Origin of the sequence: Serratia sp. Z4 (assembly GCF_009900725.1) — a bacterium.
GTDB classification, from domain to species: Bacteria; Pseudomonadota; Gammaproteobacteria; order Enterobacterales; family Enterobacteriaceae; genus Serratia; species Serratia nematodiphila.
This window is the reverse complement of the sequence record NZ_JAAABD010000011.1, coordinates 17304-30890: the sequence shown is the minus strand read 5'-3', so window position 1 is coordinate 30890 and position 13587 is coordinate 17304. Positions and strand designations below refer to the sequence as shown.

The window sequence follows — 13587 nt, the reverse complement described above, 5'->3', positions numbered from 1 at the left end:
GAGAAAAATCATGAAATATTCTGCGACAGTGGTCGCGCTGGCGGTCAGTCTCGGACTGAGCCAACCCGCGGCCGCGTATACCGTTTATGTGTCCGGCAGTGCGCCGATTGAAATGCAGGTGATGCCGGCGATGGGCACTATCAATGCCACGCTGGCGGAGATCCTCACAACGGAAACCCAGATAGGTACCGCTATCGTACAGGCCAGTGACAAGCAAGTCTCGGCAGTGACTGAAGCGGCACGCGCGCAGCGAGAGGCCGATATCTTTGGCCGTCAGACAGAGCGCCTGGAGCGCGCTCGTGACAGCTTTACGGTAACGGACAGTATCTGCAGCGAGTCGGCTTCCGGTATGGCTACGCAGGTCAGCAAGCAGACACGCTCCAGCGCATCAAGGCTGTCCGGCGGCGGCGGTGTCAGCAGCGCCATGGTTCGCAAGAGTGTGGCATCTCTTCCTGTGGCTCCCCGTCAAGGTGGTTATCGCAGTGCGGCTGTGCATGCGGCGTACTGTACGGCAGAAGAAGCGGCAACCTACGGGGGAACGGATCTTTGCCCACAGGTCTCCCCGTTGCCCGGCGGCGATATTGAGTTGCGTTCCCTGATGGATGGTGCGGGCGCTGTCGGTAAAGCACCTGATCTGACCTTCAATCAGGAACAGGTCGATGCGGCGATGGCTTACATGAAAAACTCGTCCCGTCATGATGCTGGGCGCACGCCGGGTAAGGGGGACATTCAATCGGCTACTGGCCGCGAGTATCAGGGGTTGCTGACACAATATAAGTCAATACAGAGCGCGGCCTCGCAGCCCCAGTTGGACTTGATTGCAGCCAGCCAGCCTAACCCCGCAACCCGTGAGGCATTGGGTGAGTCGTTACAAAGCCCGTCGGCCAGCCAGTATTTTTCGGCGACGGCGAGTCCGGAGGCACAGAAGTCCGGGGTGATGAGCGAACGGGAATATGAGGCGTTCGAGGTTGGCCGGCGATACGCCAATACCGCTTATGAAACTGACTTGCAGGCAATGAGTGGCGATAACCTGACGCGGGAGCTGGTACGTGTCCAGAGCCTGGGCAACTGGCTACAGCTGGGCATTAAAAACGAATTGCGAAAAGCGAACGTGATTGCGGGGCAGCAGCTGGCCATGACGGCCAAAGCGCAATATGCGCCGCAGCTTCAGCAGTTGTCTAATCAGATGAGCGCAGGAGTAACCGCAAATGCAAACTGAGCATGGTAAGCAGAAGCCAGCCGCCTCTTCGTGGCGGCGTGTAGGAAAAGTGGGGGTGGCATTGGTTAACCCCCTCTCTGATCTTGGGGTGATTTACCGCAGCGGCGTCCGGCCGATATTGAATAATCTGGCGAGAGCACGGGCGATGATTCGTGCTCGTCAGCAGGTTAAACGTGAACCATTGACCTGGGCGCAAGCGGTGGCGGCGGCGGGGGTTCCGATTGAGCAGCTTCGCGCCAACTATGTCCGTATCCGGGCATTTTGGTGGTTCCTGATGCTCGTTTGCGGCGGGCTTTCTTTGATTTTGTCGCTGATGCTTTTGGCGAGCTTCACCACTTTGCCCGGCGCCATCTTGCTGAGAGCGACGATCGCGGCATTGATCCTGGTGCTGTTAGGGGCGGCGGGCTACGTCAAGGCGCTGATCGCAACGTATCGTCTGTGGCAACTCTCTACCCGGCGTGTCAGCGAAGAGGAAAAGGGCACGTTCGAGGATTTTCGGTCGGAAAACCGCTGTTGCCGGCAAACGGTGTCATTGGGATGTTGGCGCTGATAACGGGAGTACATCGCCGTTATTTCCTTTGACGCCTCATTTCCTTCCCTGCCTTCTACCCAGCGATCCGCCGGGGCCATAACATACGGACAACACGATGAAATTTCTCAAAAGGCTGTGGTCAGCAGGCTTACTGCTGCTCTTTTCCTGGCCGGCGTTCGCCGATGGCGTGAATTATCAGACCATCGCTGATGCTGCACAGAAAACCAATGACTTATCGCGCCAGGCGCTGGTCATGATCTTTGGGGATGTGGTGCTACATCCCTTTAACCCCGGGCAACAAACGTTGATTGGCTCTCTGTTTGCCATTATCAACGGTGTACTTTGTGCCATAGCCCTGTTTTGGTTTTTGACCGTGACGATGAAAACCGTCGTCAAAGCTGGCCATGAGGGGCGTGTTTTTAATGGCGCCCGCTCGATGTTGTACCCGATCATGACTTTTGCGGGATTTATCACTTTGGTGCCTACCGGCTCAGGGTGGTCAATTTCGCAATTGGTGATGCTGTGGGCGGCGTCGGTGATGGGGGTCGGGAGCGCTAATCTGCTGACTGATAAAGCGGCGGATATGATGGCCACCGGATATTCCATGGTCACGCAGCCGACTGCGCCGGCGACACGTTCAGCTGCCCGGGCCATTTTTGAAATGAATCTGTGCAAATATGCCATCAACCGCGAACTGCAGGCTCTTTATGCGTCAGGGGAAGCGAATACGCCGCTGATGAGCACGAAAGGGGGCAACGGTGAGTATGTGACCGGTAATGGCAGCGCCATTTGCGGATCGGCGAAAACACCGAACTCTGCCCGTAGCGGTGTATGGAACTTGTTATTTGACAGCAAGGTTGATACCGACAATGTCGTGGCGTCACAAAAGCAGGCGCTGGACAGGATGCAGGCGTCACTGGATCGGGCGGCAATGGACTTTGTCGATACCTATTTGAGTAAACGTGATCAGGACAGTGGCAGTTTTCAGGATGTGGAAACCGACATTCAGAATGCTGCGGCCGACTATGAAGATACGGTCAACAAAGCGCTGAACCAGATCAACTACAAGGATTCGCTGCAGAGCCAACTGGTTAATCAGATCAAGAGTTATGGCTGGGTTGCTCTGGGAGCCTGGTATCACACCTTCGCGACAGCTAACAGTAAAACCAATGATGTGGCCAACGCCACGCCAATCACCAGTGGCATGAGTGGTGTGGGCGAGCACGGTACAGGGGACTTGTACAATCAGGTGTTTACGGCCTATCGCGCGCAGGTGCAGAACAGTACCTATACACCACCCCTGGGAACACAAACGGAGAGTGAGATTAGTGCAGCCAGTGCAGCTCAAGATCCGAACTCAGTATTCGTTGGAATTTTAAAAAGCCCAATCCAAAAACTCACAACCCTTATAGCTACAAAAAACTTGGGTACTGACGCCGATTTCAACGGTCAAGTAAACCCATTAATTAAAATGCAGGAGATCGGTGATTATACCTTAGGCACTACTGAAACCCTGATGGCTGCTTATGCCGGTACTTGGGCGATTGCATCAGCGGCCAGTAACTCACCTGTAGGGTGGGCAAGTAAAATTTTTGCGGTTGATGCCGGCGCTGTGGTTAAGGATGTGATGGGTGCGATGGCGCCAATGTTCTATTTCTTTATGTTTGCGCTTTTGGCTATTGGATTCTCATTAGCCGTATTCTTACCGGCAGTACCTTTTATTTTATGGATGACGGGCTTCTTTAACTGGGTTGTCAGTGTGTTGATTGGGTGTGGAGCCGGACCAATGTGGTCAGCGACGCATTTGGGCGCCGAGGAGGATAAGGGAAGTCGTAGTGCCTATGGTTATATATTTTTAATTGACATGATGTTACGGCCTTCTCTTATGGTGCTGGGGTTCTTTTTCGCTTCAGTGTCAGCAATAGCCGGTGGCACGGTGCTCAACCTGTTGTTTGCTTCAGCACTGGCCAATGCTAATGCGGACTCGATTATGGGATTGGTTAAAATGGTTGGTTGGCTGATGATATATGCACGCATTTCAACCTTTGGAGTGACACGGCTATTCAGTTTAGAGGCATCTCTACCGGATTATGTGATCTCATTCCTTGGTGGTCGTGAAGGGAATAATGTTATGGGCGGATTGGTCGATAATATGAAAAATATGTTCGGGGCGGCCGGGACTGGATCTCAACGAATTCCTGGTGTCCGTAATATGCCGAATAGGACCGGAAAAGGTAATGGGGCTGATGGAATTCAGTAGAAATTACCCTGACAAATGTACAGTTGTTGGGTATAATGTCATCAACGGCTGTTGGAGGATAAAACTATGGTGCAACGACTGAAAACTACACGCGAAGGATGGGCTTGGGTTTTTAAAATCCTTTATATGGTATTAGCTTTACCCTGCCTTCTATTTTTAGCTTTGGCGTCACTGCTGACGTTAAGCGATGTTCTAAAAAGCGGTGATCTTTACCAGCTATTTTTCTACGGTTTGATCTGGGCCGCGATACTCATCCCTGTCGCTATTTTCACTAAGCAGGTCATAAGTAAACGTCGTATTCTAAAAGTCATCACGAACGATGTTAAAGACCCTGAGTATTTTATGCCTGAACAGGGCTATGAGATGTACCATGAAGGTGATGGTAAGTACCTGGGCATTGATATCAAACGTGGCACCATCCTTTATGTGCATCGTATCCGCAAAGGTGAAGTCGACGTGGTTGGGTTGGATATGAAAGACTGGACCAATCGGGAAGTGGAAGGAAAAATGTTCCGCCTTTACACCAAGCTTCCGGAATTACCCCGTATTGAAATTTCCACGCCGTGGGCCCAACGCTGGTTTGATACGCTGGGTTCTATGGAGTTCAAACAATATCAGCCGGCGATGCCGTTCTCTGAGTATGTTGATATTCACCGTGAGCAGTTGGAGCGTGAAAACCATATCGCGATCCCCCGCCTGGCCTGACACCTAACTTTCTCCTCTGGCTACCTTACCAGGTGGCAAACACCCTCAACACCGGCTTATAGCCGGTGTTCTTTTTTGCGAGTCATTCCTTATGTATAACCGCCCATCGCAAAGTGCATGGGATGGCGATCAAGGGCAAATGTTCCTGGCCTTCTGTGCTGCCGTTCTGTTGTGCTGGCTCTTTTTTGATTCGTTTGTCTACGGGAGTTGCTGGGTACTGTACTGGCTCTGGACAGCGGTGGATGTTCCCCGTATCCATTATTGGGTCGGTGAAAAAATCAACCTGCTGGCCGATACGGCCAATCATTCCGTCGACGTCACCTTTGATGAGTGGTTGACAGTGATGAATGCCACTTCAGGTATCTTCATGTTGTTTTTGGTACCGATCGTCGTGGCCAGTGGTATCGCGCTGGCGCAGCATCCTGTACTGGCATTTCGTAGCAAACGTCCCATCAATATTCATACGTTGCCGCAGTTGGCCAGCAACTTTGCTCCTTCCGTGACGCCCGTCCTGGCTATGGCCTCCGGCCCGGATGGTTTGATGAATGATCCCGCCCCGGCTAACGTTTGGGCGCAAAGGCCCGAAGACTTCACCGCGCAACTTCAACTTGTTCACCGCAAGACGCTCAATAGGGCTGCAGCCGCGGCGGTGTTTAGCACGCAGCTGGGTAAACCAATGTGTGATGTGACAAATTGGCATTCTTACGAGCGCGCTTTGCTGGCAGTTTTTGGTCTGCAGGTATTCCTAAACGATCGTGCGGCGGCGTCACAACTACTGGATGACCTCAATCGTTCCTGTGTAGTGAGGCGATTTTTAAGGCGTAGACGGGTTTCACCAGTGCCGTTGTTCCAGTTGGCCAATGCAGCGTTTGAACGAGTGATTCAGGCCCCGGGTGTCAACGAGTGGCTGGCGGGGCACGGATATGTGCGTAGTGCACTCGTTGGGTTGTATGCCCGTGACCTGAGACTGCCCCCGGCGCGTTTTCGCTGGCTTAAGGGGGTTGACCGTACATTGTGGTATGGGCTTCATTCGGCAGACACCGCTAAGGTGTTTGTTGAAGGTGCCGGTATTGCCGCTCAGGCTCGCGCCGAGGTTCGTGCCAGTAAGCTGCGATTGCCTCGTCCGGGCATTATGGTTGAACAAGCCGTTGAAGGGCTACAGGCCGATCTGGAAAGTCTGGGCCTGGTCTACCCGTATATACCGGCAGTAGTTCGTCGGCGTCAGGCGACAGAACAGTCAGTGATGTCAGCTGTTTATGCTATTACCGACCCGCCGGACAGCGAGGCGGCAGCGGCTTCCTAGCGTCCCCCTCTTGATTTACCTGAACACTCCCACCGAATTAACCCCGTTAGCACGCCAGGCCAATCAGGCTCTGGTGTCGACCCTTATTGAATTAAAAGGATATTCCATGCGTGCAAAATCAGACTATGCGCCTTTCTCCGTATACATCCGCGGTGATCTGTTAGTCGTTCAACGTACTGGGGAGAACGGTAGTGTACGTACTTTATGTTCTGTCGACCTGCGCCGCCAGCCGACTTTTTTCCTGTCTGACGCCGGGGTGATGTGCTGCGACAAGTTGGGAAATGTCTTCACAGTTGAGTCCAGCGCTAATGGTGGTAACGATCAGCTGCTTGCGGCGTTGTCCGGGGCACAGCTGCACCGGGCAGAAAAATGGGGCTCCCGATGGGGTACCCGGTTGACGATGGCTGGTGTGTTGCTGTTTATCGGACTGATGCTGGGTATTTCTCTCGTGCACTCCAGCAAGGTGGGACCGTTGGAACTGGAGCCTGGGCCCGAGGTTAGCCTGGCTCCCGCTCCACAGGTTGTGCCGCCGACGCTTCCGCCTCATGCGACTAAAGCTGAACGCCCTGAAGTACCTGTTCCTGTCCAGCAAACGCGGGCTCCCGCGCCAGAAGATGGCTGGGCGCTGCCGGCGTCCGTCCGGTCAACCCTGCCGCAGAAGCTGCAAAGTGCTGCCGACCGCCAATTGTTCACCGTGAACTATTCCTCTGGCCACAATCGCACTTTGTATGTATTTGCCGATCCCAATTGCCCGAATTGCCGGCATCTGGAGCCGGCTTTAGTGGCGGCGGCTCAAATGGCTAACGTGGTCGTCTTCCCGGTGGCTGTGATTGGGCGAGAGAAATCCATTGCCGCCATTACTCCGGTGTTGTGCTTGCCGCCGGCGCAGCGGCCAGCTGCCTGGCAGGCATTATTTACTGTTGGTACCGATGGACTTCAGCTGGGGAAAGCGGCTGCAGTCGATAAGAAAGCCGACAGCGCCTGTGATGTGGCCGAAAAAGCGCTGGGCGTCAACGAGGTGGCTTATCAGGCCTATCGCATTCCGGGCACCCCTTGGGTGATTGCTGATGATGGCCGCTATGTTCCTCAGGCTGTTCTGCGTGATCCGGCCCAACTGAGCCAGTTCCTGAGCGAGAAGGAGACGGCGGATGCAACAACCCACTGACTACGGTATAGCGCGCAATCGCGTTAATCGCCGTATTTATCACTCTGCCCTGGGGGATTGGATGTTGTCCCCAGGAGGGCTGGCGTTGGGGATGGCGGGCGCCGTTATCGTCGGTGTGGTATGGCCGGTCACCTTGTGGTTAACACTGCCTGTCTTGATGTTCTGGGCGCCGTCGATGTTGATGGAGCCCTGGCAGATGCCGATGCGCATGCCAAGCGATATGGATCGGCTTGACCCTTCTACGCAGCGTCAGGTGCCGGGCAAGATGTGGGGTTTTTTGCCGGTGACGGTCATGCGTATTGTCATGGGCAAAGCGGCCGGCATCCTCTATCTGGGATACCTGCGTGGCCGGGATGCGGGGCGTGAGTTGTGGTTGTCAATGGACGACATGACGCGGCACATCCTGATGTTTGGTACCACCGGTGCCGGTAAGACGGAAACGTTGCTGGGTTATGTGCTCAACCAACTCGGTCTGGGCAAGGGGCTGATTTATTCCGACGCAAAGGCACAGAACGACGTGGCATTGGCCATTGCGTCCATGGCCCGGCGTTTTGGCCGTGAAGACGATCTGCGGATGATGAACTTTATCACCGGCGGCCGTTCCCGTGCTCAGGAACTGCTGGAAGATGTCAAAAACCGGCCTCAAACCAATACGGTCAATGCCTTCGGCATCGCCGAAGAAACCTACATCATCAACCTGATGGACTCGATGTTACCACCGGCCGGCAACGACGGCGGCTGGCAGGAAAAGGCGCGGGCGATGATACAGGCGCTGGTGTTTGCCCTGGTGTACAAATGCCGGCGAGAAGGGACGGTGATGTCGCAGCGTACCATTCAGGCCCATCTTCCTTTGCGCAGTATTGCGCGGCTCTATATCCAGTCTGTGGAGGAGCAGTGGCACGATGAGGCGCGATTACCACTGGAGAACTATCTCGGCACGTTGGCGGGGTTTGATCTGGCCACGGTGGACTCACCGTCAGAATGGGCGCCGGAGGCGCTGAACCAGCATGGTTATCTCATTCAGCAGTTCACCCGCATGTTGGCGCTGTTCAACGACACCTACGGTCATGTGTTTGCGCGCGATGCAGGTGATATCGACCTGAGAGACGTTGTTCACAACGATCGCATCCTCGTCATTCTCATCCCTGCACTGGAAATTTCTGCGACCGAGGCGGCAGCGCTTGGGCGACTGTATGTGTCCCAGCTGGCAATGATCCTGAGCCAGGACCTTGGAGAAAAGCTGGAGGGGCGTCCGGAAGACATCATGGTTGTACGTAAGTACAAGGACAAGTTTCCGTTTCTGTGGATAGCCGATGAGGTGGGGGCCTGTTACACCGAGAAATTGGGTGAATTGGCCACTCAGGTTCGATCGTTGGGGTATTGCCTGCTGCTGGCCGGGCAAGAAGCACAGCGACTTAAATCAGCCGCCGGTGACCGCGTGTGGACGCTGATTGCCAATATGGGCACGCGTATTACCGGCAAAATCATGGACCCGAAAGACACCCTGGAAATCCTGCAGCTGATGGCCGGCACTGAATATCTACCGGAAATGAGTCAGATGGTGCGCCAGAACGGTGTTCTTGGCAGCCGATGGGATGAAGACGACAGGCTGCAACTGCGTGAGCAAAAGAAAGTCAGCGTGGAAGAAGTACAGCAGCTGCAGGAGGGCGAGAATATCACCCTGTTTCGGGGGGAGGTTATCCGTGGCTCGTCACTTTATATCGCGGATGCCGACAAATTTACCAAAGAAGCGATACAGATTAACCGTTTCATTGAGGTTTCTCCGCCATCTCTCGATGCGTTGCTGGCGCAGGCGCCGGCCACTATTCGCCGCAGCTACCCACGTGCCGATCGGATACAGCAGATCGTTCGCCGGCTGGACGCGCCACCTGCACGTTCAGACCTGGAGAACCTGCAGCTGACCGACCCAGCGCTGGCCGCCCTCAATGATCTGGAAGACGAATGGCTGCATATCTGGCGTCGGCGCCCGACGGCGGCGGTTTGCACCAGCCTGTTATGGGAAACAGCGCTGGCGCATCTGCCGGCGCGCGGATGTGGATACCAGGTGCAGGCGAGGACGCCGATCGCGTTGGGCGTCGGCCAACCTCGTCTGATGGCCTATCAAATGCAACATATTCCGGTTGAGAAACCGGCCGACAACACTTCAAAAGAGAATGCAAAATGGCAACGAAAATCACAGTAAACGGCAAGACGATGGTCGTCGATGGTAATCATATCCGTGTCAGTGGTAACCAGGTGATTGCAGATGGCCAAACGGTGTCGCTGGGTGATGGAAAGGTCGTGGCGGTCGCCATTACGATCGTTGGTGATGTTCAGGTTCTTGATTCCGAAGAGGCTGATGTGACGGTGCAGGGGAATGTCGGCACCGTTCGCAGCACTAACGGCAATGTCAGGGCGGGTAATGTGACCGGCAACATCGAGACGCGAAATGGCAACGTCACCTGTGGCCATGTCCAGGGCGATGTCAGCTCGAGGAACGGGAATGTGTTATACGGGGGCGCAAAATAATGCGGACCTCACTAAAAGCCTGGTGTCTGGCCGCGACATTGGCGGTCGTTCCGGGCGCTATAGCGGCCCCCTCGGTGCAGGTCGGGTTCTCACCGGAAGGCAGCGCTCTGCAGCTGGTATTGAGTACGCTTAATGAGGCCCGGAGCAGTATCCGGTTAATGGGGTATTCGTTTACCTCACCCGAAGTGGTGAAGGCTCTGACGACCGCCAAGAATCGGGGCGTCGATGTGAAAGTGGTGCTCGATGCGAAGGGAAATCAGAACAAAGCCAGCCAGGCGGCGATGAACGTGCTGGTCAATGCCGGTATCCCGGTTCGTACCGTCGATAATTTCAAGATAATGCACGACAAACTGATCATCACTGACCAGGTGAATGTCGAGACCGGGTCATTTAACTTTAGCCGTGCAGCGGCGCGGTTTATACCCCCCAAGATTTGATACATAGAAGGCGTTATTATGTGTGAAAATGAACCCTAAAGTAGGGATAAGGTATTAGTTGACGGGTTCTGTTTAAGTATATCTATCCTTATGTGACATATTATGCTGCTGGGAAACAGATAATGAATTCGATCATTTTTGGCTTATCAACGTGGAGGGACGAGCATGACATTCATCAGCGTAAGTGCTAGAGTTGTGACCGATTCCTCGGGCGCTATCAGCGAGTTACCGGTATTGTTGACTCCCACGGGAGTCCTTCAGCCATTGCTGGATTATTGCCTGGCACGTAGTCATAACCGCAGCCTTTCATGGATGCGGAAGGTCGTCCAGGCTACGACACTTTTCTTGCAATATTTAAAGGCGAACCCTGGAGAACCCGATTCTCATCGGTTGTTTCAGAACTTCGCCCAGCGCCTGTATTCTGGAACCTTTGATCGAACAACAGGTTTAGATCCCAGTAATTTATGCTGGCAACCTTATTCCTATAAGAATGCGGGAGAGATTATCCAGCGGTTGTCCGATTTTTTCATTTGGATTAGCGATTCTCGGCCTGAAACTAAGAAAATCAATCCCAGATATGCTGGCGATGCCTTCGATCGTAAAATGGATGAAACTGCCTGGCTCTATCGCCGGGAAAAAGCCTTCCTTGGGCATATCTGGATATCCAACCCTGGACCACAAACCGCTGGCTATCGCTTGAGGCCAAGAATAAATCCCCACATCGTTAAGAATGAACCTCCTGCTTTTCCCGATGATCGTTTCGAAGAACTACTTCTCAAGGGGTTTAAGGCTGGAGGACGGTATGATTATCGCGGCATGTTGATAACGCTACTGATGCATGGCGGCGGATTGCGAGTGAGTGAGCCATTCCACCTCTATCTTGAGGATGTTTTCCCCTCCCCTGAAAACGCTCAATCAGCGACAGTGCTTGTCCATCACCCCCACCTGGGCTATGCACCTGGTGCCGTATTAAATGCTGCCGGAAAGAACCACGGAGATAACCGCGCAAGCTACCTGGCTGAAAAATACGGCCTGAGGCCACGGACGGAACTCCTGAGCAGTCAAAGGGCGGGTTGGAAAAATCCGCGACTCGATAATACGTTTTACATGACAGTTTTTTGGTTCCAGCCTTCGTTCGGCGAATGGTTTATGGAGCTTTGGCAACGTTATCTGGAACAGGTTGTTTACCTTGAGCGGGATAATCCCTTTGCCTTCATTAATATTCACAGGGAACCCCGTGGCTCGATGTATACCATCGACAAATTTACCAAGGCTCACGGTGCTGCTATTGAGCGACTAGGTATGACCGTGCGTAAAGAGTTGGGTACGACCCCACATGGCCATCGGCATGCTTATGGCCGAAGGCTTAAAAATGGTGGCGTTGATCCGTTGTTAATACAACGGTGTATGCATCATGTTTCCGAAGAGAGTCAGCGTGTTTATACGCAAGCAACGTTGCAGGAGACCTTCGCTGCTCTGCAGGATGCCACGCGACGTATCGCTGAGCGTACTGCTGGGTTGAATGTGATCCAGCAAACAAAAGAGGGTTGGCAGCCACCTCCAAAAACATAATTCGCTTGCTTTTTGATCTTTGGCGGATAATGCGCCAAAAATTACATACCTTTACACTTTATGAAATGGATTTTCATGAAAAGGATTTTTCTTTCGCACAAATCAAGAGCGAAGGCGTTGAGCCACGTTCTTGCGGGTGTTCTCTTCACCGGCACTTTCCCGGGTATGGCCGCCACCCCCTCCGTTTCCCCTGAGCGGGCCGCTTCCGCTATTGATGCCCGCGAGCAGCAGCGCCAGCAGGAGCGTGAGCGCGCCCTGCAACAGCAAAATGCCCCACAGGCCGATGCGCGTCTTTCCCGCCCCGAGGCCGTGTTGCCGGATTATCCGGTCAATGAGTCCCCCTGCTTCACCATCAACCGGCTTGCCCTGGTCGGGGAGGCGGCCGGCCGCTTTCAGTGGGCGCTGGACGCCGCAGCAGATGCAAAAGGTCGCTGTCTGGGCGGTCAGGGTATTGTGCTTGCCATCAATAAAGTGCAGAACGCCATCTTGGCCAAAGGCTATGTCACCACGCGGGTGATGGCGCAGGAGCAGTACCTGACCACGGGTGTGTTGACGCTGACCTTGCAACCGGGTCGTATTGGCGACATTCGCTTTGAGGAGCCAGTCTCCTGGCGTGGACGGCTGTGGAACGCTATTCCGGCCTCACACGGCGATATCCTGAACCTGCGTGATATCGAACAGGGGCTGGAGAACTTCAGGCGAGTGCCCAGCGCCAATGCCGACATCAAAATCGTGCCTGGCGCCCAGGAGGCCACCAGTGACCTGCAGGTCAACTGGCACGAAGGGCGGCCGGTGCGGCTCAGTCTGGGGCTGGACGACAGCGGCTCCAAAAGTACCGGGCGCTATCTCGGTTCGGCCACCCTGGCACTCGATGCGCCGTTTGCGCAAAACGACCTTTTCTACGCCAACATCGGCAAGGATGTGTTTCAGCACGGGCCGTTCGGCAACCGTTCACATACGCTGAATTACTTCTTCCCGGTGGGGTATTGGGCCTTCTCGGCCAACTACAACGACTACACCTACCATCAGAACATCCCCAACGCCAACGAGGTGCTGCGTTACAGCGGCAAGAGTGACAACCTTCAGTTGACCGTCTCCCGATTGCTGTACCGTGACCAGTCGCACAAGTTAACGCTCAACCTGCGTGGCTACCGCAAACATTCCACCAACCACGTGGATGACGTCGAGCTGACCCAGCAAAAGCGGCGCACCGCCGGCTGGGAAATTGGACTCAACCAGCGTAGTTACCTCGGGCGCAATACGCTGGATGCGAATATCAGCTGGCGCCGCGGCACCGGCGCCCTCGGGGCGCTGCGTGCGCCGGAGGAAGTCAATCATGACGGTTCGGCGCGTACCGGTATGCTGCTCGGGGATGTGGGGTTCAACCTGCCTTTCACCTGGGGCGAGCAGCCCTGGCGGGTCTATACCAGCGTGCGGGGCCAGTGGAGCCCGAATGCGCTGACGCCGCAAGAGCGGATGGCCATTGCCGGGCGTTACACGGTGCGTGGCTTTGACGGCGAACAGATGCTGTCCGGCGAAAAGGGCCTGCTGTGGCGCAATGAAATCGCCTGGAACGTGTTTTCTCGCGGGCATGAACTGTACCTGGCTGCCGATTACGGCCGGGTGGACGGCCCAAACACCCGTTACCTGGTGGGGCATCAGTTGGCGGGCAGTGCGCTCGGCGTGCGCGGCGCGCTGTGGGGGCGATTCAGCTATGACCTGTTTGCCGGCGTTCCGCTGTACAAGCCCGCAGGGTTCCATACCTCCGGTGTGACCGCGGGTTTTAGCGTAAATCTGGAAATCTGAACATCGCGATACCGGCAACGTTGCTGACACCGATCTAAACGGACTGACTTTTCTCACGG

At 54.7% G+C, this 13587-nt stretch carries 10 protein-coding genes and 1 pseudogene; all 11 read left to right on the top strand.

The features are described 5' to 3' along the window. Positions 1-7: 7 nt before the first annotated feature. A complete protein-coding gene (gene traW / locus GT753_RS23795; protein WP_371732200.1) occupies positions 8-1219 on the top strand; it encodes a conjugal transfer protein TraW in 1212 nt (403 codons plus the stop codon). After that, positions 1209-1769 (top strand): conjugal transfer protein TraX, encoded by a 561-nt coding sequence (gene traX / locus GT753_RS23790; RefSeq protein WP_160126015.1) that lies wholly within the window; start codon positions 1209-1211, stop codon positions 1767-1769. Before traW ends, traX begins: the two co-directional genes overlap by 11 nt. Before the next feature lie 97 nt (positions 1770-1866). Further along, the gene (locus GT753_RS23785; RefSeq protein ID WP_160126014.1) at positions 1867-4011 is read left to right on the top strand and encodes a DotA/TraY family protein; all 2145 of its coding nucleotides are present in this window, start codon (positions 1867-1869) and stop codon (positions 4009-4011) included. Between the two features lie 66 nt (positions 4012-4077). Further along, complete coding sequence (excA, locus tag GT753_RS23780; RefSeq protein WP_089197759.1) at positions 4078-4716, top strand: plasmid IncI1-type surface exclusion protein ExcA; 639 nt, start codon at positions 4078-4080, stop codon at positions 4714-4716. Positions 4717-4807: 91 nt separating this feature from the next. Next, positions 4808-6019 carry a conjugal transfer protein gene (locus GT753_RS23775; protein WP_160126013.1) on the top strand — a complete coding sequence of 404 codons (1212 nt, stop codon included), beginning with the start codon at positions 4808-4810 and terminating at the stop codon, positions 6017-6019. Between the two features lie 10 nt (positions 6020-6029). After that, complete coding sequence (locus tag GT753_RS23770) at positions 6030-7184, top strand: DsbC family protein (protein WP_216842812.1); 1155 nt, start codon at positions 6030-6032, stop codon at positions 7182-7184. Then, the gene (gene trbC / locus GT753_RS23765; protein WP_160126012.1) at positions 7168-9387 is read left to right on the top strand and encodes an F-type conjugative transfer protein TrbC; all 2220 of its coding nucleotides are present in this window, start codon (positions 7168-7170) and stop codon (positions 9385-9387) included. Before GT753_RS23770 ends, trbC begins: the two co-directional genes overlap by 17 nt. After that, on the top strand, positions 9366-9713 hold the full coding sequence (locus GT753_RS23760) for a hypothetical protein (RefSeq protein WP_063988481.1): 348 nt from the start codon (positions 9366-9368) through the stop codon (positions 9711-9713). The genes trbC and GT753_RS23760 overlap by 22 nt, the downstream gene beginning before the upstream one ends. After that, a pseudogene (locus GT753_RS23755) lies at positions 9713-10126 on the top strand (phospholipase D family protein); the annotation flags it as partial. The gene GT753_RS23760 and the pseudogene GT753_RS23755, both read left to right, overlap by 1 nt. Before the next feature lie 189 nt (positions 10127-10315). Then, on the top strand, positions 10316-11722 hold the full coding sequence (gene gmtY / locus GT753_RS23750) for a gamma-mobile-trio recombinase GmtY (protein WP_160126010.1): 1407 nt from the start codon (positions 10316-10318) through the stop codon (positions 11720-11722). Positions 11723-11887: 165 nt separating this feature from the next. Then, positions 11888-13528, top strand: a complete 1641-nt coding sequence (locus tag GT753_RS23745) for a ShlB/FhaC/HecB family hemolysin secretion/activation protein (protein WP_254071039.1) — start codon at positions 11888-11890, stop codon at positions 13526-13528. Positions 13529-13587 lie beyond the last annotated feature (59 nt).